The sequence below is a fragment of the Tumebacillus sp. BK434 genome (genome assembly GCF_004340785.1).
GTDB lineage: Bacteria > Bacillota > Bacilli > Tumebacillales > Tumebacillaceae > Tumebacillus_A.
In genome coordinates this window covers 325,361-349,268 of the sequence record NZ_SLXS01000003.1, presented here as the reverse complement: position 1 = coordinate 349,268, position 23,908 = coordinate 325,361, and the positions used below count along the sequence as shown (strand labels likewise).

The following is a 23,908-nucleotide window of genomic DNA, read 5'->3' as shown; positions in this document are numbered from 1 at the left end:
TCCCGAGGAGGTCTAGGGGTTTGAACAGAGAGGAACGACAACTTGTTGCGTTTGAGCAATTGGCTCGCGAGGTCGAGAAGTTGGTCGATTTGGTGCAGGAGAGCCAGCAGAATCAGTATGACTTTATGCAGGAAGCGTGCCGTTTGCTTCAGGAGCAGCATCAGGATGTCAACTCGCTGGTCGAGCGTGAGAACACGCAGGATCAGTTGAAAGGGATGCTTGATGAAGTATTGAAGCAAATGAACGTCCAATTCGCCAACCAGATGGGAGCGCCGGCCGGGATGGGGGCCGGCGATGTCGATATGCTTGCCGGGCAGAGCGGAACGATGCCGATGCCGGCAGCCGGGCCGGGCCAGACGCCGGTGCAACCGGGCTACCTGAGCCCGCAGGCGACATCGGGATGGGGGCAGCAGGTGCAGCCGACCGTACCGTTTCAGCCCGGTGTCCTGCCGGAGACGTCGCACACCTACACGCCCGGAGAGACCTTCCCGTTCCCGCTGTCGGGCAGCGTGCCCGTACAGCAGGACGGGATGGGGCAAGCGGTCGGCTTGATGACAGACAGTGCGTATGAAGCGGTGGAGAACGTGCCGCAGGAAGGCGTGATCACCGACATCGGCCTGCTGCCCGACGCTGGCACAGCGGTGCTGCCGATCTCCGAGCTGGTCGAGCCGGAAGCAATCCCGGTCGTGAAGCCGGTCGGCCAGCCTGCGACTGGCGCACGCATTCGTTTCTTCCATGCCTCGCCGGACACACCGGGCGTCGACATCTACATCGACGGGAAAAAGGCGGCGGAAGACGTGGATTTTGAAGGCATCAGCGACTACTTCCCGCTGACGCCGGGCCGGCATCGCGTGCAGGTCTTTCGCTATGGGAAACAGGTCGGCGCGCTGATCGACACCACGTTCAACGCCAAGCCGAACCAATCCTACACCGTCGCGATCGGCGGTTCGTTTAAAGACGTCCGCCCGATCATGATCGAGGATGAGCCGAAGAAAGCGCGGCCCGGTTTCTCCCGCGTCAAGATCGTCCATCTCTCGCCAAACGCACCGGCGGTAGACGTCACGCTGCCTTCAGGCAAAGTGCTGATCAGCCACCTGACCTTCAAAGAAAAGTCGCCGTACCTGCAAGTCACTCCCGGCCGCCGCGACCTTGAACTGCGTCTGGCCGGCAAAAAGGACGTCCTGCTGCGCCTGCCGAAGATGCGCTTCGACCCGGACGTGACCTACACGCTGTACGTGGTCGGTCTTGCCGGCGGTCAGCCCCCGCTGGCCAGCGAACTGATCCCGGAAGGCTAAGCGGTCTTTGCAACAAGCAGCCCTTTCGAATTTTGCGGAAAGGGCTGCTTTTTTGCTTAGAAAAAGGGTATCCTGCATAAAGTAGAGAAATGCTCTCTTGCAGCTTACCGCCGGAAACAGAAAGGATGTATAGATGATGATCCAACAACCGTTTGGCCGTACCGGCTGGCAGGTACCTCTGCTCAGCTTTGGCGCACAGCGCATCGTGGATGAACATAACTGCACAGAAGACGAAGCGATCCAGATCGTCAACACCGCGATCGACCGCGGCATTACATACTTTGACACCGCCCCCAGCTACTCAGAAGGGCAGTCGGAACACCGCCTCGGCCTCGCGCTGCAGGGCCGCCGCCACGAGGTGAAGATCGCCACGAAAACGCACGACCGCACGCGCGACGGCTCGCTGCGCCTGCTCGAAGCGAGCCTGGAGCGCCTGCAGACCGACCATGTTGACGAGTGGCGGCTGCACAACATGGTGACGATCGAACAGCTCGACCGCTGTTTTGCCGAAGACGGCGCGATCAAAGCGCTGCTCGAAGCGCAGGAGCAGGGCCTCGTCAAAAAGCTCTCCATCTCCGGCCACACCAACCCGCAGGTGCTGGTCGAAGCGATCCGCCGCTTTGACTTCGACAGCGCTTTGGTCGCCCTGTCGGCGCTCGATCACCACATCTATTCTTTCGCGCATGAGTTTGTGCCGTTGGCGCGCGAGAAGGGCATGGGGATCGTCGGGATGAAGGTGCTGGCGCTCGGCAAGCTCGGCAACTGGTATGAGCAGGCGCTGCGCTACACCCTGTCCCTGCCGATCTCCACGTCGATCGTCGGCATGGAGTCGATGGAGCAGTTGGAGAAAAACCTTGCCATCGCGGAGAACTTCCAGCCGATGACCGAGCAGGAGCGGCTCGACTTCTGGAAAGAGATCATGCATCTCGCCACCCCGCAGACCTTGCCGTGGAAAGCGTCGGTCTGGGGCTCCGACACCTGGTACCCGCGCGCGCAATAAAAAAGCCAGCAGAGCGATCTGCTGGCTTTCTTCCCATTTTGCCGATCAGTGGCGTCCGCAGCCGCCCGAGGAGCAGCTGCCGCAGCCGCCGCTGGCCCCGTCGCCGGGCTCTTCGCCTTTTTCGACGGGCAGCATGTTGTGAACGGACGACACGAGCGTATGCAGGATGCCTTGAATGACATCGTTCAAGTCTTCCTGTGCCGTCTGCAGTTCGTCGATCAGCGGGATCTGCGCGATGCGGTCAAGCACCTCATCATACTCCTGCTTGGCCTTGGTCACCGCCGGGTGATCGTACCCGTGGCGCAGGGAGAGCTGCGAGTACTGGTTGCGCTTGGCCTTGACGACAAACAGGAGCGCTTGGGCGTCGCCGTGGCGGGCGATCTTGTCTTCCGCCTGGCGGAAGCGTTTCATTTCTTCGGACGAGCGGAGCAGGCTGGCGATCTCGTCCGCCTTGGTCAAAACGTCGGCAATCGATGTATGTTGAACAGCGTTCACTGTGAAAACCTCCTTCACCATAGTTACATTGTACTCCAAAACGAAGATTTCTACATGGAAATATGCAAATAAAGGAAGGGAAAAATATTGGAACGATTACAAGCTGAACTCCGGCAATACGCCGACGAACTGGCCGTCCATCTGCCGGGCGACTATACGGCGCAGGACTATTATGATTTTCTGCAGAACCTCTGTGCCGCGACCGTTCGTCATCACGGCGAGGAGACGGTGGCACAGATGAGCGACGAGACGATCCTGAAAGTGATCAAGTCGCAGGTGCGCGAGCTGATCCAGCTCAAACGGATCCAAAAATTGCTGAAGAAGCGCGACCGCGTGTAAGGCGTCTGGCGCAAAAAGACCCTTTCCGCCACTGGAAAGGGTCTTGCCGTTGTCTGCTTATACCCAGCCGAAGAAGCGAACGGTCTGCGCCACGAGGAAGCAGACCCCAAGCGCGATGCCGGTCGGCAGCAGGATCGCCACCAGCGTCCATTTCGTGCTCTTCGTCTCTTTGGCGATCGTCCACATCGTGGTGCCGCACGGGTAGTGCAGGAGCGAGAAGAGCATCATGCACAGCGCGGTCAGCCAAGTCCAGCCGTAGGAGAGGAACAGGTTCTTCAGCTCCGCCAGCGAGTCCATCTCGGTCATCGCACCGGTAGACAGATAGCTCATGATCAGGATCGGCAGCACGATCTCGTTCGCCGGCAGCCCGAGGATGAACGCCATCAGGATGTAGCCGTCCAGCCCGATCGCCCGGGCAAACGGGTCGAGGAACAGGGCGGCATGCTGCAGGATGCTCAGATCGCCCACGAATATGTTGGCGAGGATCCACGTCGCCACCCCGGCCGGGGCGGCGACGATGACCGCACGCTTCAGCACGAAGATCGTGCGGTCGTACACCGAGCGGATCATCAGGCGGCCGAACTGCGGTTTGCGGTACGGCGGCAGCTCCAAGGTGAAATTGGACGGGATGCCGCGCAAGAGCGTCTTGGACAGCAGCCACGACACCGACAAGGTCGCCGAGATGCCGATCAACACCAGCCCGACCACCACGCCTGTCGCGACCAGACTGCCGTACGCCAGCCCGACCGCGCCGCCCATGAACAGGGTGGCCAAGGTGATCAGCGTCGGAAAGCGCCCGTTGCACGGCACGAAGTTGTTCGTGATGATCGCGATGATCCGCTCGCGGGGCGACTCGATGATCCGGCAGGCGGTGACCCCGGCCGCGTTGCAGCCAAAGCCCATGCTCATCGTCAACGCCTGCTTGCCGTGTGCCCCCGCCTTTTTGAAAAAGCGGTCGAGGTTAAACGCCACCCGTGGCAGATAGCCAAAGTCCTCGAGGATCGCGAACACCGGGAAGAAGATCGCCATCGGCGGCAGCATCACCGACACCACCCAGGCGGTGCCGCGGTACAGGCCTTCGATCAGCACGCCATGCACCCAAGCCGGGGTGCCGAGCCACGTGAACACAGCGGTCAGATAGCCCTCGATCCAGAAAAAGAAGTCGGCCAACAGTCCGGACGGGACGTTCGCTCCGGCGATCGTCACGTAAAACACGGTGCCGAGCATCAGCAGCATGATCGGATAGCCGAGCCAGCGCGACGTCAACACGTTGTCGAGCCGACGGTCAAAATCGAGCTGGGTCTTGTTCTCCGGCAGCGTCACCGTCTGCGAGACGATCGCTTCCGTCCGGGCGTAGATGTCGCTGACCATCTGGTCGCGCAAAGCGGAGGTGTCCGCTTGCTGGACGTTTTGCATCAGATTTTTTAACTGCTGGAATTGTCCTTGGTTCATTGCGGTATCACCACCTCGCCGGAGCGGATCTGGCGCGGAGGCTCCAGCGTGTATTGTTCAAGCGCGGCCAGCACCGATTCATCGCCGTCGAGCAGGCGGAGCGCCACCCAGCGCGGGCGGAGCACGCCGCCGACCAGCGGTTCGACCTGCGGGAGCAAGTCGGCCACCGCCCGTTCCACTTCTTCCGAATAAGGGAGCAGTTTCGGGGCGGGCTGCACCTCGCCCAGAGCGACTTTCAGCAGCATGTCTTTCAGTTCCGGCAAGCCTTCGCCTTTGCGGGCCGACAGCGGGATCACCGGGACGCCGAGCTGCTCCTGCAGGCCGGCGAGGTCGATGGTGATGCCTTTGCGCTTCGCTTCGTCCATCAGGTTGACCGCGACCACGACACGATCGGTCACCTCCATCACTTGCAGCGCGAGGTTCAAGTTGCGCTCCAGATTGGTCGCATCGGTCACTACGAGCGTTGCGTGCGGGTTGCCGAAGCAAATGAAGTCACGGGCGACTTGTTCGTCTGCCGATTGGGACAAAAGAGAGTAGGTGCCCGGCAGATCGACCAGCGTGAAGCTGTGCTCCCGATGGCGGAAGCGGCCGATCGCGCTGCCGACCGTCTTGCCGGCCCAGTTGCCGGTGTGCTGATTCATCCCGGTCAAAGCGTTAAATACGGTGCTCTTGCCTGTGTTGGGGTTGCCGGCCAGCGCGATGACGAGGTCATCGGGACTCTGCAGCTCGATCTCGAACCGCTCCGTACAAGCGGCATGAGTTCCTTGACAACATGAAGTTTGCGACATATTTATCCCCTCCTTTGCACAACATGCGAAATTAGATGCGCGTGACCATCACGAGCGACGCTTCTTCCCGGCGCAGCGCGATCACCGCGCCGCGGATGCGATAGGCGACCGGGTCTCCGGCCGGGCTCTTGCGCAGGGCTTCGATGACCGCCTGCGGAACCAATCCGAGGTCGAGCATGCGGCGCCGCTGCGGGCCTGCCGCGTTCAAAGACACCACTCGCGCCCGTTCGCCGATCTGAAGCTCAGGCAATGGAATGATCTCCATGAACAAAACCTCCCATCCGTTCATCTCCTGTATAGTTATCTGGAACCAACTCTTTTGCACGAGGGAAACTTTTGCGCCTAAAAAAAGATGGCACTGTCATCTTATTGCCAAGAGCTGCCGTTGGTGACAGCTCTAGTTAGACGGGCTCAACAAAGTTGGTTGTGGGAAACTTTTTTCTCTTCTCTAAATAATATTACGAACTCCCAGCTTTGTGCAACATTTGTCGAGGAAATTTTGTTGACAGAGCTGTTACAGTCTTACATACTACTATAAGAACGCAGTAAATTTTGCACTAGGGGCATTTAGAGATGACTGGATTGCAACGCAACTTCTGGCTGATGTTGACCGGCCGCTCAGTTTCCAAGCTGGGCGATACGTTTCATTTTTTGGCGCTTGCTCTGATGATCTATGCGAAGACCGGCTCGGCGCTCAGCGTGGGCCAGGTGATGGTCGCTTCGTACTTGCCCATGCTGTTGCTCGGCCCGTTTTTGGGCGTCTGGATCGACCGGCTGGACAAGCGCCGGCTGGCGATCGTATGTGAGCTGATCCGGGCTGGCGTCGTGCTGTCGATTCCGTTTTTGCCGCATGTGTATTGGATTTATACGCTGACCTTTGTGGTGGCGGTGGTCGGCTTCGCGTCCTCCAGTTCGCAGAGCGCGCTGATCGCGCAGCTGTTTCCGAAGCAAGAGCTGCTCGGGTATAACGCCAAGATTCAGACCTCGATGCAGGTGATGGCGATCGCAGGCCCGATTCTGGCCGGGATGGTGATCGGCTTTTGGTCGTATACGGCCGCATTTGTGGTCGATGCGCTGACGTTTTTGTTTTCGGCGACGACGCTGTCGCTGCTGGCGGTGGCGGCGAAGAGTGCGACTGCGCGGGGGGCGGGCGCCAAGAAGAAGCAATTTTGGGCGGAGTTCTCCGCTGGTGCACACTATATGTGGAAACTCCCGCGCGTGTTGAACGCGACGGCGGTGATGTTTACGGCGATGATCGTCTCCGGAATGTTCAACGTGCTGCTCGTCGTCTTTTCCAAAGACATCATCGGCGTGACCGACACGCAGTTCGGCTGGCTGGAAGCGGGGATCGGACTGGGGCTGGCGCTCGGTGCGGTCACGCTGACACAAGTGAAAAAAGTTGACCTGCTGCTGATCGTGCGCTTCGGGATTCTGGTCGATGCGCTGCTGATCGCCTTGCTCGGGACGACCGAGTCGTTTTATACGGAATGGCTGGTGCTGGTCGGGACAGGGATGTTCTCGGTGATGGCGATGATCGCGTCGGCGACGCTGATCCAGACCGAAGCGGAGCAGCCATACATCGGGCGCGTGCTCGGCTTTTACAACACGGTTTTCATGGCGGGCACAGTCGGCTCGATGGCGCTGGCCGGCGTGGTCGAGGCCTATTTTTCGGTGCGCGAGATCTTCGTGTACGGAGGGCTGCTGACGGCAGGCGCCACACTGCTGTTGTCGCTGAAGCGGCTGCGCAAAACGAACGTGTCGACCGGGCAGTCCAGGCAGTCCGGGCAGGCAGAGGCATAGAAAACGGGCAGTCCCGATCAGCGGGAAGGCCCGTTTTTTCGTGCCCGTGCCGTTGTCAGCAGCAGGCGGTACAAGGCGTAGACGCCAAGGTAGCCGGAGGAAGCGAGGAAGAGCAAGTTGTTGAAGATCTCGTGGATGTGCGTGGTGAACTCTGTGTTCATCCGCTTGATCTCCAGCACCGCGAGCCCCGAGGTGATCAGAAACAGCAGCACGGCCAGCGCACCGAGCAGGTCGAAGAGCCAGGCATAACTGCGCTCGCGCAGGAAAAACAGCAGCAGCGGGATGAGTATGGTCGCGGCGATGAGCAGGATGTTCATGCGTACGTCCTTTCCGAAGCGTTGTCTTGGTAGCGTGTGCTTTTGTGTGGTAAAGTATTCCTGAGATTGTGGGGAGGAGTCTGACTTGCATGAAGCCTTTTCAACTGACGCTGTTCACAAAAGACGGATGTACGCTGTGCGACAAAGTGAAGCCGATCTTGGCGCGGGTAGGGCAGACCTATCCGCTCGAGGTGGCGGAGTTTGATATTACGACCGATGAGGAGATCTATACAAAATACTGGGACAAGATCCCGGTGCTGCACGTGGACGGGGAAGAGGCGTTCGTCTCGAAGATCGCCGAACACTGGCTGCGGCGCTATTTGGAGGAAAAACGGCAAACACGAGCAGACTAAGCCTGTGAGGTGGTCATGATGCAGGTGAGAATCGGCTATGTTTCGATCGCGCTGGCGATCTATCAGAACACGCCGAGCTCGACGTTTACCTACAAACGGTTCCAGCAGCACCCGCGCGAGGAAGCGATCGCCCGCGCCATCGAAGTCGGGCGCAAGAATCTGCAGGCGACGCAGCGCATCTTGTATTTCAACGCCGCGCACGGCATCCGGCTGTACCGGATGAGTTCGTCGCTCGTGCCGCTGGCGACCCATCCCGAGGTCGGGATCGACGTGCGCGAAGTGTACGCTGAGGAGTTGAAACGCCTCGGCGCGTTCGCCCGGCAGGAGGACATCCGCGTCACGATGCACCCCAACCAGTTCACGTTGCTCAACGGCGCTGACAACGTCGTGGCGGCCGCCTTGGTCGACCTCGACTATCACACGGCGCTGCTCGACGGGATGGGCCTGGACGAAACGAACAAAGTGAACATCCACATCGGCGGCGTCTACGGGGACAAGGAGCGCGCCATGCAGCGGCTCTACGACAATTTTGCCAAAGTGCCTGCGCGGGTGCGCAACCGGCTGACGTTTGAAAATGACGACAAGACCTACACGGCGGAAGAGACGCTCACAGCCTGCGAGACGCTCGGGCAGCCGATGATGCTCGACATCCACCACGACTGGTGCAACCCCGGCACACAGCCCCCGCTGGAGCTCTTGCCGCGCATCGCAGCGACGTGGAAAGGGCAGCCGTTCAAGATGCATGTGTCGTCGCCGAAGGATGAGCATGACTTTCGTGCGCACAGCGACTATATCGACCCGGAGCGGCTGCTCGCGTTTTTAAAAGGGTGCAAGGCGCTGGGGCTGGAGCGGGTCGACGTGATGGTGGAGGCGAAGCAGAAGGATCTTGCCTGCTTGAAGCTCGCCGAGGACCTCGGGAACGTGCGGGGGATCAAGCGGGTGGACGGGGCGGTGCTTACGATGTAGCAAGTTGTAGCGGGGCGTGACAGAATGTCCTTTACAAACGGATTGTCCTGAGTCTACAATGGGTGAGGAAAGTCAAAACAGAATAGCGCGCAGTTGCTAGGGGTGCCAACTTTGGCTGAGAAGCATGATCCGTGCTAACCCTTTCACTCGATCCTGGGTAATACCGGCGTGAGGAAGTGACGGCATCAGACATCTTTGTCTTGTGTATACATCTTCTGCCGGATTTCGGGAGAAGATTTTTTTATGCGGCCGGCGGTTATTCGAGGAGGAAAATGGGACATGAAGAATAGTTATGTCGTCAATTTCAGAGAAATCATGATTACTGTCATTCTGGCGGTGCTGTGCGGGTTCATCTACATCGCATGGGCGCCGCTCTACGGCGTGATGGACGGGATCTATCCGGGTCTCGGCGAGATCGTATACGGCACGTGGTTCATCGCCGGTGTGCTCGCTGCGTACATCGTGCAGAAGCCGGGCGTGGCGTTCATCGCCGAAGTGGCGGCGGCGTCTGGCGAGTTTATCATGGGCGGGCCGTACGGGCTGTCCACCCTGCTCTACGGCGTGGCGCAAGGCGCGGCGACCGAGCTGGTCTTTGCCCTGTTCCGCTACCGCAACTTCCATGTCAGCACGCTAATGATTGGTGCAGCAGCAGCGGCGCTGGCGAGCTTGGGCTATGATGCGCTGACCGGCGGTCTGGCCGAGCTGTCGACCGCACCGATGCTGATGAAGATCATCATCCGCACCGTCTCCGGCGCGATCCTGGGCGGTCTGCTGGCGAAGATCATCGTGGATGCACTGGCCAAAACGGGGGCCTTGAACAACTATGCCATCATTCGCAAGAAGATGGAGAAGCCCTTTTAAATGAATGATGTGAAAAAGACACCCTTTCTCGGCTGTGAAAGGGTGTCTGTGCAATTTTTTGACCGTGAGACCCCCGTATTGAAAGAGATGACTGTGAGCATTGCAAAGAAGGAAGCGGTGCTGCTGCTCGGCCCGAGCGGCAGCGGCAAAAGCACGCTGGCGCAGGTGCTGTCGGGCATCATTCCGCGTTCGATCGAAGCGTGGATGAAAGGGGACGTGTACCGCCCGGACCGCGTCGGGGTGATGTTTCAGGACCCGGATGCGCAGTTTTGCATGCTGACGGTGGAAGACGAGATCGCCTTCTCGCTGGAAAACCGCCAAGTTCCACCCGCGCAGATGAGAAGCGAGATCGAGCGGCTGATGCGGGAGGTGCGGCTCGACCTGCCTTTGCAGAAACCGATCTCCGAGCTGTCGGGCGGCTTGAAGCAGCGCTTGGCGCTGGCCTGCCTGCTCGCGCTGGAGCCGGAGGTGCTGTTCTTCGACGAGCCGACCGCGCAGCTCGACCCGGAGAACACCCGGCTCGTGCTGCAGGACATCGCCCGTCTGCGCGGTGAGAAGACACTCGTCGTCATCGAACACAAGCTGGAAAGCGTCATGGAGTGGATCGATCGGGTGCTGCTCTTTGCGCCGGACGGCTCCCTGCAAGGGGAGGGCCGGCCGGAGGACGTGCTGCGCGACCATGCGCAGGCGATCCGCGACTACGGCATCTGGACGCCGCGCATGTGGCCGGTGACGTGGGAAGAGCTGCTGCGCGACCCGGCACATCAGCTGGCACAGCGGCTGCAGGCGTCCCCTCCTGTTCCACAGCAGATGGATAAAACGGAACCGCTCCTCGAAGTCCGCGACCTGCGGATGAGCTACCGGGGCGGAGCGGACGTTTGGTCAGACGTCAATGTCAGCGTGCAGCCCGGCGAGTGGATCGCCGTGATGGGGCCGAACGGGGCCGGGAAGAGCACGTTTTTGAAAGCGGTGGGCGGACTGCTGCCGGTGAGCGGCGGGCAGGTGCTGCTGAAGGGCAAGGAACTCGGGAAGTACAAGCCGGAAGCGCTGTATGACACGGTGGGATTCGTCTTTCAGAATCCGGAGCACCAGTTTATCGCCGACACCGTCTATGAGGAAGTCGCGTTTGGCGGGAAGCTGGCCCGCTGGCCGCAGGAGCAGGTGGAGCGGGAAGCGACGCAGCTGTTGGCCGATTTCCATCTGGAAGCGCTGGCTGCGAAGAACCCGTTTACGCTGTCCCAAGGGCAGAAGCGCCGCTTGAGCGTGGCCGGGATGCTGCTCAAGAATCAGGAGCTGCTGCTGCTCGACGAGCCGACGTTTGGCCAGGACGCCGCCACGACGCGGGAACTGGTCGACCGCATCCGTGAGCGCAACGCAGCGGGCACGACGGTGATGATGGCGACGCACGACGTGGAACTGGTCGCCGAAACGGCCTCGCGCGTGCTGGTGTTCGCCGAGCGCGGTCTGCTGTTTGACGGGACGCCGCAGGAGCTGTTTGCACAGCCCCAACTGCTCGCCCGCGCCGCGCTGATCGAGCCGCTCGCCTACGAGTATCAGCGCCGCAAAGCCGCTTTCGAGGAGGGAAGTGTCTATGCATGAGACGAACAGCTTTGTCGGGCAGGTCAACCCGTCGGTGAAACTGCTGCTGCACCTCGTGTGCATGATCCTGCTCGTCTTCTCGCGCGACCCGCTGACCACCTTGTACCTGCTGGCGATCCCGGTGCTCATCACACTGACGCTGGCCAAGATCTCGCTGAAAACGTTTCTGGTCCGCGTGTCGCCCTTCCTGCTCTTGTTCCTGACCACGACCTGGGTGCTCGCCGCGTACGGCAAAGGCGAGACGGTCTGGTGGGAGTGGGCGTGGATTCGCATCACCGAAGAAGGCTTGTACAACGGCTTGAACATCGGCCTGCGGATGATGGCGTTCGTCTGCTACGGCTTCTTGTTCACGGCGACGACCGACGTGACGAAGCTGATCATGAGCCTGATGCAGCAGTTGAAAGTCTCGCCAAAGTTCGCCTATGCGCTGCTGGCCGGGTTCCGCTTCCTGCCTTTGTTCAAGGAGGAGTACGCGCAGATCAAAGCGGCGCACCGCGTGCGCGGCGTGGCGCGCGTGCCCGGGCTGCGCGGCAAGATTCAAGGCGTGATGCGCTACACGATCCCGCTGCTCGCCCAAGGCATCCGCAAGGCGGAGCGCGTCGCGGTGGCGCTGGAAGCGCGCGGCTTCGACGGCACGCTGAACCGCACGTTTTATCATCAGCTGACGGTCGGACGCCGCGACGGGCTGTATCTGGCGCTGCTGCTGGCGGCCAATCTGGCCGTGCTGTTATTGCTGTAACCTGCAGACATTAAAAACGCTCTTCCCGATTCTCACTCGGGAAGAGCGTTTGTTTCGAGTTGGGGAAAGGTCAGCGTGAACTGCGTGCCTTTGCCCTTTTCGCTTGTCACTTGCACATGTCCGTACATCGAGTGGATGATCTGGTAGGTGACCATCAGGCCCAGTCCCGTGCCATTCTCTTTCGTCGAGTAGTAGGGATTGCCGAGGCGGGCCAGTTCGGCTGCGGTCATGCCGACACCGTTGTCGATGATGTCGAGGCAGATCTGGCGCGCCCGCATGTAGGCGCGGACCTGCAGCGTGCCGCCTTGGGGCATCGCTTCGATGCCGTTTTTGAACAGGTTCATCAGCACTTGCGAGAACTGCTCCGGGTTGCCGGTGATCTGCAGGCCGTCCTCGATCCGGCTCTCGACGGTGACGCTGCGCAGCGTGGCGTAGGAACTGATGACGCCGGTCACTGAGCGGACGCGCTCGCTGACGTCGATGCCTTCGTGCTTGTCGATCTGCGGCTTGGCATAGGCGAGGTAGTTGGAGATGATCGACTCGGAGCGGTCGAGCTCGGCGATGCTCAGCTCCAAATACATTAGCTGCTTGTCAGGCGGGACGCTCTGCTGCTGCAAGAGCTGCAGAAAGCCGCGCACGACGGTCATCGGATTGCGGATCTCATGGGCGATCGCTGCGGCGAGCTCGCCTAAGACGTACAGCTTCTCATTGCGCAGCACTTCGACGCGCAAGTGCGCCTTCTCGCGGATGTTTTCGATCAGGTAGACGGCCAGCCAGACGGCGAGCAGGTTGATCAGCGTGAAGAAGGCCAGAAACGGCAGGTAGGGACTCGCCCACGGCGTGGCCTGCGAGCTGTACATGATGATCAGGTTGGTCGGAATCAACAAGAGGAGCAGGAGCAGATTCGCGAAGATCAGCTTCTGACGGCGCCCAATTTTCAAATAGCGCTTGGCGAGCAGAACGGCCATCGCCATCACGACCGGGAAGGAGATCGACATCAAGAGAAAGCCAATCCCGAGCTGCCCGATCAGGACGCGATAGCCGAACAGGGCGATGGCGATGCAGACGGCCACGCGCCAGCCGCCGTATAAGATGCCGATCAGCATCGGCACGAGCCGCAAGTCGAGCACGAAGCCGGGGATGACCGAAACTGGGAACGTCATGCAAAGCAGAAGGGATGCAATGGACAGCGAGCCGATGGCGATGCCGTTGCGCTGCGGCATGGCGGTGCCCATCTTATCGACCCAGAAGTTCTGGTAAATAAAGATCGGCAGCAAAATAAAAAGCAGGTTGAGCAAGACTTCTTGTATGCCGGCCAACGTAGTTCACCTCACTCGGAATGAACGAATTGTTTCGACAAAGTAAGTCTATTTCCTGCCTGCTAGTAAGTCAGATTTACGGGGGAGCGTGATGATAAATCGCGTCCCGGCGCCTTTTGCGCTTTCGACCTCGATCTTGCCGTTCATGCTCTGGATGATCTGGTAGGTGACCATGATGCCAAGCCCGGTCCCGTCTTGTTTGGTCGAGAAAAACGGGTTGCCAAGGCGTGACGTCTCGTCGGGCGTCATGCCGACGCCGGTGTCAGCGACTTCGATCCGGGCGTTCTCTGCATCATCCGGCACAGCGATGATCGTGAGCACGCCGCCATGCTGCATCGCTTCGATGCCGTTTTTGATCAAGTTCATCAGCACTTGTGAGAGATGCTCGGGATCGGCTTCGATGAACAGGCCGGGGGTGGTGCGGGTGTTGATCTCGACGTTGCGCAAGGTGGCGTATGACGAGATGATCCCGGCGGCGTGTTCGACCCGCTCCGCGGCGTCGACCGCTTCGATGCGCGAGACTTGCGGGCGGGCAAAGGCCAGGTAGTTGGAGATGATCGACTCGGAGCGGTCGAGTTCGTCGATGCCGAGCTTGAGGAACATCTGGCGCTTGTCGGACGGGATCTGGTCCGATTGGAGCAGTTGCAGGAAGCCGCGCACGACGGTCATCGGATTGCGCACTTCGTGGGCGATCGAGGCGGCGAGCTGGCCCATGATGCGCATCTTTTCCGCCTGCTGGATCTCGAAGCGCAAGGCGGCTTTTTCCCGCATGTTTTCGATCAGGTAGACGGAGATCCACATCGTGAAGCCGTGCAGCACGACATATGCGGCAAAGACGGGCAGATGCGGATTGGTCAGCAGCGGTTCATCTAAGAACAGCAGCACCACCGTGTTGACGAGCAGCGCGGCCAGGAAGGCGAGCAAGGAAGCGGTGGTGAGCTTGCGGCGGCGCTCCCAGAGGCGGAAGCGGGCGGCGAGCAGGAAGGCGGTGATGATCGCCGGCGGATAGGTCATGGCCATGACGAGGAAGCCGGGCACGCCGAGATGCCAACTGTACAGATAGACGCCGGCGATGATCATCAGCGCGGCGCGGAAGCCGCCGTAGAGGATGCCGATCAACAGCGGGACGAGCCGCAGGTCCAAGACGTAGCCAGGGTACGGGTGCACGGGAAACATCATACAGCAAAGAGCCGCAATGGCGGCCAGCAGAGAGATGGCGGAGCGGTTGCGGGAAGAAACCATCGGCAGGCTCGCTTTGTCGATCCAGAAAGTCTGGTAGACAAAGATCGGCAGGAGGATGATGAGCATATTGAGCATGAGATCTTTCACTTCGTTCACTTCTCTCACCCCAGGACGGCATCGTCAGTGTACTTGCAGACATGTGAATCTTTGTCGTCAAATTTCGACATAAAGCTACAGGAAACCTCTTTTGATTTTATAAAAGTTTTTGGGTGATTATTTAATCGGGAATATGAAAGTTTATGTGATGAGCCGCATGGACGAGGGGTGAAGTTTTCGGTTAAAATATGGAAACGAAAAGGAGGTCGAGCGCGATGCAAGCGATTGTGCAGCGGGCGAAAGAAGTGGCGGCGGAGGCGGCTGTGGCGGCCGGGAAGCTGGCGAAGGAGCGGTTTGACGGAGCGTTTCTGGTGGAGGAGAAAGATGAGCACGGCGATCTCGTCACCGAGGTGGACGGGCTGGCCGAGGCGGTGATTCTGGAGAAGATCCGCGCGGCGTTTCCCGATCATGGGATTCGCAGCGAAGAGACGGGCTGGTCGGGCGTGGAAGGCGACTTTTTGTGGCTGGTCGATCCGCTGGACGGGACGAACAACTACGCGATCGGACTGCCGGTGTATGCGGTGGCGATCACGTTCTTTTACCGCAAGGAAGCGGTGCTGGGCGTGATCTATGACTCGGTGCTGGACAAGCTGTACATCGCCGAGCGCGGTCAAGGCGCGACCTGCAACGGGCAGCCGCTGCGCATCAAGGAGCCGAAGCAGGGGAACAGGCTGACCGTGGGCTGGATTCAAGGCCATGCCGTGCAAAAAGACCCCCGGGCGATGCGGTTGAAACACCACCTCGACGCAGTCGCCAAGCGCGTGCTGCGCGTCTGGGCACCGACTCTCGTCTGGTGCCTGATGGCCCGCGGCGAGCTCGACGGCGTGGTGCTGTACAACTCCGAAGGCGATGACCTGTACGCCGGACTGCTGCTGCTGAAAGAGGCCGGCGGCCTGGTGATCGATTTTGACGGTGAGGAGTTTGCAGGGATGCAGGAGGAGCCGTACATCATCGGCTGTCATCCGGCGAAGCAGGAGGAGCTGCTGCAGGTCGTCAAGGCAGGATTGATGAAATGAAGATCAAAAAAACGCCTCTCCATTGCGGAGAGGCGTTTTTGCTGGCGCTGCTCTTACTTCGCGGCTGCGAAGCGCTTGTTGACTTCATCCCAGTTGATCAGGTTGAAGAACGCTGCGATGTAGTCCGGGCGCTTGTTTTGGAACTTCAGGTAGTACGCGTGCTCCCAAACGTCGAGGCCGAGGACCGGAGTCTTGCCTTGCATCAGCGGGCTGTCTTGGTATTCGGAAGTGGTGATTGCCACTTTGCCGCCGTCAACGATCAGCCAAGCCCAGCCGGAGCCGAAACGGGTGGTCGCAGCTTTGGTGAACTCCGCTTTGAAGTTGTCGTAGGAACCGAACACTTCGGTGATCGCGTCTGCGATTGCGCCGGTCGGAGCGCCGCCGCCGTTCGGGGAAAGGATTTCCCAGAACAGGGAGTGGTTCGCATGGCCGCCGCCGTTGTTGCGGACTGCGGTGCGGATGTTTTCCGGAACTGCATCCAGGTTGGAGATCAGCTCTTCGATCGACTTGGAAGCCAGGTCGTCGTGTCCTTCGAGAGCTGCGTTTACGTTGTTTACGTAAGTCGCATGGTGACGGTCATGGTGGATCTCCATGGTCAGTGCGTCAAAATGCGGTTCGAGAGCGTCGTTCGCGTACGGAAGTGCCGGCAGTTGGTATGCCATTTGGTATTACCTCCTATGTAGAAAGAGTTTTTATACATACATATATCTTATCTTAATTAGGTCGGAAAGCCAAGACAAAATTTGGTGACCTGCCTTACTTTCCCCAGACTAGGATACTCGCTCCGCAGGCGGTTCATACATCACGGGCTATTTTATTGATTGAGCCCGTTGAACAGGTAGTGGATCTTCGTCGTCAAGATCTCTTCGACCGGCCAGTTGCCTTCCGACAACACCCAGTCCTGCATCGCGTGCAGGTAGATGTTCTCCAGCATGTCACCGGCGATGATCGGGTCGATGTTCTGCTTGAGGCGCCCTTCCTCCTGCTCCGTTTCCAGAATGTCTGACATCAGGTTGCGCAGTGCGACCGGGCTCTGCCGCTCGTGGATCATCGCGGTGGGGTTGGCCAGCGTTGACTTGACCCAGATCTTGACGAGGTCGAAGCTCTCCTGGTTGGCGGTGAGCGCGATCTTGAACAGGCGCATCACCTTTTCTTCGGCCGACAGCTCCGGCAGGTCCCACTCCTCGCGGCGCTCGGTGATCTCCTCCAAGCTGTCCTGCCCCCAGTGGGCTAAGATCGCTTCTTTAGAAGGAAAATGCAAAAAGACGGTGCCGCGCGCCACATCGGCGTGCTCGGCGATCATGTCGATCGTCGTGGCATCGTAGCCGCCTTCTTGAAACAGTTTCATGGCGCTGGTGAAAATTTTGTTGCGCGTCTCTTGTTTTTTGCGCTCTCTGCGGCTGGACATCGGTTCTCCCCCTTATGAATTCTTTTGTTTGGTTCTATTTTACACCAACGAAAAAAAGACTGCCGAGATTCCGGGCAGCCTTAGCTGATCATGAAGGCATCTTTTGATCATTTTCGAGAAGCAGTTCACCCGTTTTAAAGTCAAACACAAAGGAGTGCTGGTCGGGACCATGAAGGGTGACTCGCCAGACGATTTGCTTTCCGCTGTTATCAAGAGGGGCAACGAAGATCTGATCGACGCTGTGCCGATCGTGCCCTTTCTCTTGAAGCAGTGCGAGAACCTGTTCTTGGCTGATTCCATCTTTCAGCAGAACTGAGCCAACGACATCGATCTTCCCGCTCTTGTCACCGCGAAGCCAGACGATCTTGTCTCTGCCCTGTTCGTCCGTTCCCGTGAGCTGCGTTACGACGGGGCCAGGAGGAGTATGACTCACGTCATCGACCGTGGAAAGCAGAGCTTTTTCGAGGACATACTCTTTGGCCGGTTGTGCAGCTGGAGCAAAGGATTGACCCGTGAGTGATTCGTCTTCGCTGCATCCGCCGGCGGTAATTGCCAGACATGTGATCATGATGCTCACCAACAATCGCTTGATTGAAACCACACTCCTTCGTAAGTAGTTGTGTTAGTGCTCATCGATGTAAACACATCCAAATTTAGGAATGACGAACAGATTATAAAGAGGCAAGCCACATCCTCCTTGAAAATGTAAAGAATATAAAATATTTCTGGGGCTGGACACCTCTTGCGTAGACCTGTAATATAATTGTACTAGGTAAATTTTAGACTGAGTTCATTAAAAGTATGGATATATAAATAGTTTAGGTCTCTACTTAGAGGGGGATTTGATTATGAAAAAGCGGACGGTAGTGGTGGGCGGCGGTTTGGCAGGTTTGAGCGTGGCGGCGAGGCTGGCGAAGGCGGGGCAGGATGTGACGCTGCTGGAGAAAGCGCCGAAGCTTGGCGGGCGCGCGGTGACGATTCCGCTGAAGGGCTTTGATTTCAACTTTGGCGCGCATGCGATCTACAGCCGGGACTCGTCCTACATTCGCAAGCTGCAAAAGGAACTGCAGCTGAACATCGGCTGGGTCGATTTTGACCCGAAGAAAGCGCGCTATGACCTCGGCGATGAGATGACCGAGATGCCGGCGACTCTGGAAGGCTTGTACAAGACGAAGGTCTTGCTGAACGGGACGACCAAGGCGAAATTTGCCATCGAAGTGGTGAAGACGGTCTGCCTGCTGGAACGCGGCGAGGAAGGCGTGTCGATCGGCGAATGGCTGAAGCGCTCGGGCAAGCATCAGCAGGTGCAGGACCTGATGCTGACCCTGGCGTCGAGCAATTTCTTCACCCAAGAGCCGGAGCGCATTCCGTCGACGGTGTTCTTCAACTACTACCAGCGCCTGTTCCGCACCTCGAAAGCGGTCTCCTACATCGCCGGGGGCTGGGGTTCGCTCGTGTCGGAGCTGGAGCGCGTGATCGTCGAGAACGGCTCGAAGGTGATCACCAAGGCGAAGATTGAGCGCGTGCTGTTTGAGGCGGGCCGCGTGGCGGGCGTCGAGACGCCGGACGGGGTGATCGAAGGCGATGAGTTCGTGTTCGCCGTGCCGCCGAAGGAGCTCGGCAAGATCTTCGAAGGCACGCTCTTAGAGAACTCGATCGCGCCGTATCTGCTGCACAAACCGAACAACGTGCTGGTCTATGACATCGGGTTGACCAAGCGGATCGACACCCCCTACACCTACATTTATGATAAAAACGCCCGCGTGTTCATGACCGACATCTCCGCCTACACGCCGTGCACGCCGGAGGGCGGCCAGTTGATCCAGGCGGTCGCGTATCTGAAGAGCGAAGAGGTCGGCGACCGCGAACATGCGGCGATGCGCAAGGAAGCGATCGAGCGACTGTTCGACAAGCATTTGCCGGGCTGGCGGGAACAGCTGGCGGCGAAGCGCTATACGGAGCGGGCGGCGGCGCAGGAGATCAAGGTGGAGGACGACCAGCAGCTGATGCCGGTGCAGTTCCACGCCTGCTCGAATGCGTATTTTGCCGGCGACTGGGTGCAAGGCGTCGGCCAGCTGTCGGAGCTGTCGTTCTCGTCCGGCTACGAAGTCGGGGAGCGCATCCTGCGCAAAGACGCCGGCGTCTTTCGTCTGATGAGCTGGGCAGTCTAAAGGAACCGAACAGGGATGCAAACGAAAAACGCCCTTCACCGGAGACTCGGTGAGGGGCGTTTTTACTCGCCAACGTGTAAGGCCTGCTGCTTTTCTTGGTGCGTTTTTCCCAGACTTGCATTATGACCCGCTAATCTGTTGTATCATATGTCCTAACGGGCAGTATCGTACCGAGAAATGGGCCGGGAAACAGCGGATTTTTCGGGAGCGGAGAAGAATGTTACAATAGGCGTGGAATGCTGTGGATTTTTGCAGAAAGGAGTCTGAAGATGACTCAACTGACAAAGCAGGAACCGCTCCTCTGGGGCGATAAGCGATATCATACGTGGAATTATCACTTGCGTTCGGTGTTTGGCGAAAAGGTGTTCAAGGTGCCGCTCGACGCCGGTTTTACCTGTCCGAACCGCGACGGGGCGGTGACGACGGGCGGCTGCACGTTCTGCTCGGCGCGGGGGTCGGGCGATTTTGCCGGCAACCGCAAGGACGATCTGGTCACACAGTTTCATGATGTAAAGGAAAAGATGCACCGCAAGTGGCCGAAAGCAAAATACCTCGGCTATTTCCAGGCGTATACGAATACGTACGCTCCGGTGGAGACGCTTCGGGAGTATTATGAGACGATCCTCGAACAGGAGGACGTGGTCGGGCTGTCGGTGGCGACGCGGCCGGACTGTCTGCCGGACGATGTGGTCGAGTACTTGGGCGAGCTGAACAAGCGGACGTTTTTGTGGCTGGAGCTCGGCTTGCAGACGATTCATGAGCAGACGGCGGAGCTGATCAACCGGGCGCACGATTACGGCGTGTATCTGGATGCGGTGGAGCGTTTGCGCAAACAGGACATCAAAGTCTGCTCGCACATCATCCTGGGGCTGCCCGGCGAGACGGATGAGATGATGATGGAGTCGGCCCGCGCAGTGGCGCAGATGGGCGTGCAGGGGATCAAGATCCACCTGCTGCATCTGCTGAAGTATACGCCGATGGTGAAACAGTACGAGGAAGGGCTGGTCGAGTTCCTCGATCCGGACCGCTACATCAAGCTGGTCTGTGACATGCTGGAGATCTTGCCGCCCGACATGGTCATCCACCGCCTGACCGGTGACGGCCCGCCCGATACTCTGATCGGCCCGCTCTGGTCCCTCGACAAATGGTCGGTGCTGAACGGGATCGACGCGGAGCTGAAAAAACGGGATTCGTGGCAAGGCAAGTACTATGTCCCGCAAGCGTAACGCAAGCGCGATGGCTGGAACCGCACGGCAGATGGAGGTCGGCAGATGATCATACGTCCGATGCTTCGGCAAGTGCGGGAGCTCGTCGCGGAGGCGTTGCAGCCGGGCGGCCTCGCCATCGACGCTACGGTCGGCAAAGGCAGCGATACGCTGTTTTTGGCGGAGCGCGCCGGTGAAAGTGGTCGGGTGATCGGTTTTGACGTGCAGGAAGCCGCGTTGGAGAAAGCGCGGGCCCGGCTGGCGGAAGCTGGCGTGGCGGAGCGGGTGGAGCTGATGCTTGTGAGCCATGCGGCGATGCAAAACGCTGTGCCCGCAGACTGGCACGGGCGCGTCCGGGCGGTGACCTTCAACTTGGGCTATCTCCCGGGCGGTGATCCGGCGGTGGTGACGGAGGCGGAATCGACATTGGCTGCGCTGGACGCTGGACTGGAACTGCTCGCGCCAGACGGCGTGATGACCGTCATGCTCTATGCAGGCCACGAGCAGGGCAAAGCGGAGACGCAAGCGGTGCTGCGCTGGGCGGAAGAGGTGGAACTGGAGCGGGCGCACGTGCTGCTCTACCGCTTCCTCAACCAGCGCAACGACCCGCCCGTGCTGGTCGCGCTGGAGAAGCGCCGATAGGACTGCCTGTTAGCCAGGCAGTCTTTTTGTTTATCAGAAAAATAAAATTTCTCAAATTGGATTAATTTTCGCGCAGAAGATGTAACAAAAAATGTGACGCCCCCGACTATATTTGTAGATGAGAATGAAATTCAATGGGGGAAGAGGGGAAGGCTCGATGGTGGAACACGACTTTGATGAATGGTACCGTCTCTACCACCGGGACGTTTTTGCATATATCGGATACCAAGTGCGCGCTCGGCAGGACGTCGAGGACATCGCGCAGGAGGTGTTCGTCCGCGTTCTGGTCGGAGCCGACCGCTTCCAAGGCCTGGCCGCTCCGAAGACTTGGATCTTGGCGATCGCCCGTCGGGCGGTTGCTGACTGGTATCGGACAAAGCGGCTTAAGAATTTGTTCTCACTCACTGAAGTGCACGATATCGCCAGCGATGAGTTGTCTTTATATGAGCGGGCGGAGCGGAGCGCCAAAGAAGACGCCTTGCGCGAAGCTTTGCTGAAGCTCAAGAAGGATGACCGGGATGTGGTGGTGCTGCGGATGATCCATGAGTTTTCGACCGAGGAGACCGCCGCGATATTTGGCTGGACGTCGGCGAAGACGCGCACCAAGCTGCACCGGGCGCTCAAGAAACTGCAGGAGATGCTTGGCGGTGACCCGCTGTTTGAACAGATGGCACGAAAAGCAGCAGAGGAAGGGGTGAGCATGCGATGACGGAACGACAGTGGGATCACTTAAAAAAGGAACTGAAAGTCTTGCAGCCGGAGGAGCATGACAAGCCGGCCGATGCGATGAAATTTAAGCAGAACGTTCTGCAGGAATATGACCGGAGAACCCGGGTCGAACAGCGCTCGCGCTGGTTTCGGCGGGGAGGGGCTGCACTGACGATCGCGGTGGCGGTCTGGTGCGGATTGCTCATCACCGCACCGTTTCGCGACGACGGTCTGATCAAGGTGCCGGACTGGCAGACGCTCTCCCAGCCCACATCCAACCATAGCCTGCAGAGCCTGGCGCCGTATGATGTGGTCAGCACGTACTTCGACCTGCTCTTGCAGCGGCGAACGGAGGACGCGAAAGATTTTCTGACGGTCGGCATGAAGCATGAACGCCCGGTGGTCACGCCGAACCTGTCGAACCCGCACATGACCGGGTTCACGATCTACAATGCGTCAAAAGGCAATGACAAGATCGAGTACAGTGTGCGCGTGTCGTGGGGCTCTCCGGTGGAGAAGGCGTCCAGCGAAGCGTATGAAGTGACGGTGCGCGAAGTGGAAGGCCGCTGGATGATCGCGAACATTCAGCGCAAAGGCGAAGTGGCGTATGACGGATCGGACGGCGTGGAGATCACGCGGACGCAGCGCGGAAAAGCCGAGACGTTTTTGAAAAAATCGGACTGGTCGGAGGAAGGGCAGTGGACGCTGTTTGCTGCCGATCCTTCGTTTACTTCGCAGCTGGTGTTTGTCGACCCGCTGCCGGCACCGGTGATCTACAAGGCGGCGGTGGGCATGAAGCCGCAGCAGCTCGCCGTGTTGCCGAAAGGGACGGCGGGGCAAATCTTGTGGACGGACAGCAACCTCTTGGCGGTGAACTTCACACCGGAAGGCACGGAGGATCATCAGGTGCTGTTCTATGATGCAAATTCCGGGAATGTGCGCGATTCGGGCTGGTTGACTTCGACGCTGCGGGTGTTGGGCGTACAGGAGATGCAGGCGGTGCATGCGCTGCCCAATGAGAAGCTCCGGGTGCTGGCCGGTGACGGGTATTACCTCGTCGATCTGAAAAGCCGCCGCGTGACGCCCGACCACAGTCTCGGGCAGGTCGTCAAAGTGAAGTTTGACGTGCAAAATGTGGAGTTGCCGGTCGAAGGGCTGGTCTTCTCCTACCCGGACCGGACGCCGGAGTTTTTGGATACGGTCGACGTGATTTCGACCGACCAGAAAGTGGACCTGAAGAAAGAGTCCGGGCTGTATGTGTTTAACGGCAGCCTCGACAGTTTTTCCATGAAGGGGTCGGAGCTGCAGGTGCGCCTGAAGCATGAGAAAGACCGCGTGCAAGTGGTGTCCATGCCGTACAGCATGCTGAAGCAGTACGCCGGGAAGGCGTTTTTGGTGAAAGTGTTTGACGGTGACGGCAAACTGCTCGGCGATCCGTACGAAGTGGTCGTGCCGAAGTAAGTGGGATGGATGCATGAAGACAGTTCCTGTGGGAGCTGTCTTTTTTGTTTTGCGGGGATTTTTTGGAATTGGAGAGGGAGCGTGGTGGGATAGTAGGAGCAGACAGTTTTGATGAGGAGGGCGTTGGATGAAGAAAATGATGATCGGCGCTGCGATGCTGGCCGCGCTGTTGACCGGGCAGGCTGATGTGGTGGCGGCGGAGACGCAGCCGTATCTTGATTCGTCGCATGTGACCGACACCGGCGTGCAGCAAAAGCAGGAGTTTTGGATCGTGACCAACGAGATCAAGACCAAACTGGCAGACGGCAAGGAGATTGAGGCCTACCGCTGGGACCCCGGATTTCTGACGGTGGAGAAAGGGAAGCCGGTCACCTTGCATTTTTACGGGCTCAAAGGCAAGGCGCACCCGTTCGTCATCGAGGGGCTGGGCGTGAAAGGCAACGTGGAAAAAGGAAAAGTATCCAGCGTCACCTTTACCCCGGAACAGGAAGGCACGTACCGTGTGGTCTGTCTGACGCATGCGACGATCGAAGCCAACGGGCCGATGGTGGGGTATTTGCGAGTGGAATAGCTTGGCTTTGCGGGAGGGGCTCTGGGAGCCTCTCTTTTATTTGCCAACAGGGTTTTGCCGGGGAG

26 protein-coding genes and 1 riboswitch are annotated in these 23,908 nt (G+C 59.0%); of the genes, 16 read left to right on the top strand and 10 right to left on the bottom strand.

Going from position 1 to position 23,908, the window contains the following annotated elements:
* Nucleotides 1–20: 20 nt before the first annotated feature.
* On the top strand, nucleotides 21–1,295 hold the full coding sequence (locus EV586_RS09985; protein ID WP_165898510.1) for a DUF4397 domain-containing protein: 1,275 nt from the start codon (nucleotides 21–23) through the stop codon (nucleotides 1,293–1,295).
* Nucleotides 1,296–1,428: 133 nt separating this feature from the next.
* Complete coding sequence (locus tag EV586_RS09980) at nucleotides 1,429–2,295, top strand: aldo/keto reductase (protein ID WP_243652999.1); 867 nt, start codon at nucleotides 1,429–1,431, stop codon at nucleotides 2,293–2,295.
* A gap of 45 nt (nucleotides 2,296–2,340) precedes the next feature.
* Here the strand turns inward: EV586_RS09980 and EV586_RS09975 are convergent, their stop codons facing one another.
* Nucleotides 2,341–2,790 carry a YlbF/YmcA family competence regulator gene (locus EV586_RS09975; RefSeq protein ID WP_165898508.1) on the bottom strand — a complete coding sequence of 150 codons (450 nt, stop codon included), beginning with the start codon at nucleotides 2,788–2,790 and terminating at the stop codon, nucleotides 2,341–2,343.
* 87 nt (nucleotides 2,791–2,877) lie between these two features.
* Here EV586_RS09975 and EV586_RS09970 point away from each other — a divergent pair, with 87 nt between their 5' ends.
* Nucleotides 2,878–3,129: a hypothetical protein gene (locus EV586_RS09970; RefSeq protein ID WP_132944948.1), complete on the top strand. Its 252-nt coding sequence runs from the start codon at nucleotides 2,878–2,880 to the stop codon at nucleotides 3,127–3,129.
* Between the two features lie 57 nt (nucleotides 3,130–3,186).
* Here EV586_RS09970 and EV586_RS09965 read toward each other — a convergent pair whose 3' ends face one another.
* The 3 genes from EV586_RS09965 to EV586_RS09955 are packed head-to-tail and all read right to left on the bottom strand — an operon-like array spanning nucleotide 3,187 to nucleotide 5,634.
* Nucleotides 3,187–4,545: a nucleoside recognition domain-containing protein gene (locus EV586_RS09965; RefSeq protein WP_132945284.1), complete on the bottom strand. Its 1,359-nt coding sequence runs from the start codon at nucleotides 4,543–4,545 to the stop codon at nucleotides 3,187–3,189.
* A gap of 32 nt (nucleotides 4,546–4,577) precedes the next feature.
* Nucleotides 4,578–5,369: a FeoB small GTPase domain-containing protein gene (locus EV586_RS09960; protein ID WP_132944947.1), complete on the bottom strand. Its 792-nt coding sequence runs from the start codon at nucleotides 5,367–5,369 to the stop codon at nucleotides 4,578–4,580.
* A gap of 31 nt (nucleotides 5,370–5,400) precedes the next feature.
* Nucleotides 5,401–5,634 (bottom strand): FeoA family protein, encoded by a 234-nt coding sequence (locus tag EV586_RS09955; RefSeq protein WP_132944946.1) that lies wholly within the window; start codon nucleotides 5,632–5,634, stop codon nucleotides 5,401–5,403.
* A 308-nt stretch (nucleotides 5,635–5,942) separates the two neighbouring features.
* On the opposite strand from EV586_RS09955, the gene EV586_RS09950 reads away from it, so the two are divergent.
* Nucleotides 5,943–7,169: an MFS transporter gene (locus EV586_RS09950; RefSeq protein WP_132944945.1), complete on the top strand. Its 1,227-nt coding sequence runs from the start codon at nucleotides 5,943–5,945 to the stop codon at nucleotides 7,167–7,169.
* A 17-nt stretch (nucleotides 7,170–7,186) separates the two neighbouring features.
* Here EV586_RS09950 and EV586_RS09945 read toward each other — a convergent pair whose 3' ends face one another.
* Nucleotides 7,187–7,486 carry a transposase gene (locus EV586_RS09945; RefSeq protein WP_132944944.1) on the bottom strand — a complete coding sequence of 100 codons (300 nt, stop codon included), beginning with the start codon at nucleotides 7,484–7,486 and terminating at the stop codon, nucleotides 7,187–7,189.
* A gap of 89 nt (nucleotides 7,487–7,575) precedes the next feature.
* On the opposite strand from EV586_RS09945, the gene EV586_RS09940 reads away from it, so the two are divergent.
* The 5 genes from EV586_RS09940 to EV586_RS09920 all read left to right on the top strand — a co-directional run bounded on the left by EV586_RS09940 (nucleotide 7,576) and on the right by EV586_RS09920 (nucleotide 12,004).
* Nucleotides 7,576–7,839 (top strand): glutaredoxin family protein, encoded by a 264-nt coding sequence (locus tag EV586_RS09940; protein WP_207893883.1) that lies wholly within the window; start codon nucleotides 7,576–7,578, stop codon nucleotides 7,837–7,839.
* 18 nt (nucleotides 7,840–7,857) lie between these two features.
* Nucleotides 7,858–8,805 (top strand): UV DNA damage repair endonuclease UvsE, encoded by a 948-nt coding sequence (uvsE, locus tag EV586_RS09935; protein ID WP_132944943.1) that lies wholly within the window; start codon nucleotides 7,858–7,860, stop codon nucleotides 8,803–8,805.
* An 88-nt stretch (nucleotides 8,806–8,893) separates the two neighbouring features.
* A riboswitch (TPP riboswitch) is annotated at nucleotides 8,894–8,997 on the top strand.
* A gap of 87 nt (nucleotides 8,998–9,084) precedes the next feature.
* The gene (locus EV586_RS09930) at nucleotides 9,085–9,666 is read left to right on the top strand and encodes an ECF transporter S component (protein WP_165898504.1); all 582 of its coding nucleotides are present in this window, start codon (nucleotides 9,085–9,087) and stop codon (nucleotides 9,664–9,666) included.
* A complete protein-coding gene (locus EV586_RS09925; RefSeq protein ID WP_132944941.1) occupies nucleotides 9,667–11,265 on the top strand; it encodes an ABC transporter ATP-binding protein in 1,599 nt (532 codons plus the stop codon).
* Nucleotides 11,258–12,004 (top strand): energy-coupling factor transporter transmembrane component T family protein, encoded by a 747-nt coding sequence (locus EV586_RS09920; RefSeq protein WP_132944940.1) that lies wholly within the window; start codon nucleotides 11,258–11,260, stop codon nucleotides 12,002–12,004. Before EV586_RS09925 ends, EV586_RS09920 begins: the two co-directional genes overlap by 8 nt.
* 32 nt (nucleotides 12,005–12,036) lie before the next feature.
* Here EV586_RS09920 and EV586_RS09915 read toward each other — a convergent pair whose 3' ends face one another.
* A complete protein-coding gene (locus tag EV586_RS09915) occupies nucleotides 12,037–13,323 on the bottom strand; it encodes an ATP-binding protein (protein WP_132944939.1) in 1,287 nt (428 codons plus the stop codon).
* 48 nt (nucleotides 13,324–13,371) lie between these two features.
* A complete protein-coding gene (locus tag EV586_RS09910) occupies nucleotides 13,372–14,661 on the bottom strand; it encodes an ATP-binding protein (protein WP_132944938.1) in 1,290 nt (429 codons plus the stop codon).
* 215 nt (nucleotides 14,662–14,876) lie between these two features.
* Between EV586_RS09910 and EV586_RS09905 the strand changes: the two genes are divergently transcribed.
* On the top strand, nucleotides 14,877–15,677 hold the full coding sequence (locus tag EV586_RS09905; RefSeq protein WP_132944937.1) for an inositol monophosphatase family protein: 801 nt from the start codon (nucleotides 14,877–14,879) through the stop codon (nucleotides 15,675–15,677).
* A gap of 53 nt (nucleotides 15,678–15,730) precedes the next feature.
* On the opposite strand, the gene EV586_RS09900 is transcribed toward EV586_RS09905, so the two are convergent.
* The 3 genes from EV586_RS09900 to EV586_RS09890 form a co-directional block, all read right to left on the bottom strand.
* Nucleotides 15,731–16,339 (bottom strand): superoxide dismutase, encoded by a 609-nt coding sequence (locus EV586_RS09900; protein WP_132944936.1) that lies wholly within the window; start codon nucleotides 16,337–16,339, stop codon nucleotides 15,731–15,733.
* A 152-nt stretch (nucleotides 16,340–16,491) separates the two neighbouring features.
* Nucleotides 16,492–17,085 (bottom strand): TetR/AcrR family transcriptional regulator, encoded by a 594-nt coding sequence (locus EV586_RS09895; protein WP_132944935.1) that lies wholly within the window; start codon nucleotides 17,083–17,085, stop codon nucleotides 16,492–16,494.
* Between the two features lie 88 nt (nucleotides 17,086–17,173).
* Complete coding sequence (locus EV586_RS09890; RefSeq protein WP_132944934.1) at nucleotides 17,174–17,662, bottom strand: hypothetical protein; 489 nt, start codon at nucleotides 17,660–17,662, stop codon at nucleotides 17,174–17,176.
* A 271-nt stretch (nucleotides 17,663–17,933) separates the two neighbouring features.
* Here EV586_RS09890 and EV586_RS09885 point away from each other — a divergent pair, with 271 nt between their 5' ends.
* The 6 genes from EV586_RS09885 to EV586_RS09860 all read left to right on the top strand — a co-directional run bounded on the left by EV586_RS09885 (nucleotide 17,934) and on the right by EV586_RS09860 (nucleotide 23,843).
* Nucleotides 17,934–19,256 carry a phytoene desaturase family protein gene (locus EV586_RS09885; RefSeq protein ID WP_132944933.1) on the top strand — a complete coding sequence of 441 codons (1,323 nt, stop codon included), beginning with the start codon at nucleotides 17,934–17,936 and terminating at the stop codon, nucleotides 19,254–19,256.
* A 269-nt stretch (nucleotides 19,257–19,525) separates the two neighbouring features.
* The gene (gene mnmL, locus EV586_RS09880; protein ID WP_132944932.1) at nucleotides 19,526–20,482 is read left to right on the top strand and encodes a tRNA modification radical SAM protein MnmL/YtqA; all 957 of its coding nucleotides are present in this window, start codon (nucleotides 19,526–19,528) and stop codon (nucleotides 20,480–20,482) included.
* A 45-nt stretch (nucleotides 20,483–20,527) separates the two neighbouring features.
* On the top strand, nucleotides 20,528–21,103 hold the full coding sequence (gene mnmM, locus EV586_RS09875) for a tRNA 5-(aminomethyl)-2-thiouridylate-methyltransferase MnmM (RefSeq protein WP_132944931.1): 576 nt from the start codon (nucleotides 20,528–20,530) through the stop codon (nucleotides 21,101–21,103).
* Between the two features lie 157 nt (nucleotides 21,104–21,260).
* Nucleotides 21,261–21,812 carry an RNA polymerase sigma factor gene (locus EV586_RS09870; RefSeq protein ID WP_165898503.1) on the top strand — a complete coding sequence of 184 codons (552 nt, stop codon included), beginning with the start codon at nucleotides 21,261–21,263 and terminating at the stop codon, nucleotides 21,810–21,812.
* The gene (locus EV586_RS09865) at nucleotides 21,809–23,272 is read left to right on the top strand and encodes a hypothetical protein (protein WP_132944929.1); all 1,464 of its coding nucleotides are present in this window, start codon (nucleotides 21,809–21,811) and stop codon (nucleotides 23,270–23,272) included. The genes EV586_RS09870 and EV586_RS09865 overlap by 4 nt, the downstream gene beginning before the upstream one ends.
* Nucleotides 23,273–23,399: 127 nt before the next feature.
* Entirely contained in the window at nucleotides 23,400–23,843 is a 444-nt protein-coding gene (locus tag EV586_RS09860) for a cupredoxin domain-containing protein (RefSeq protein WP_132944928.1), read from the top strand.
* Nucleotides 23,844–23,908 lie beyond the last annotated feature (65 nt).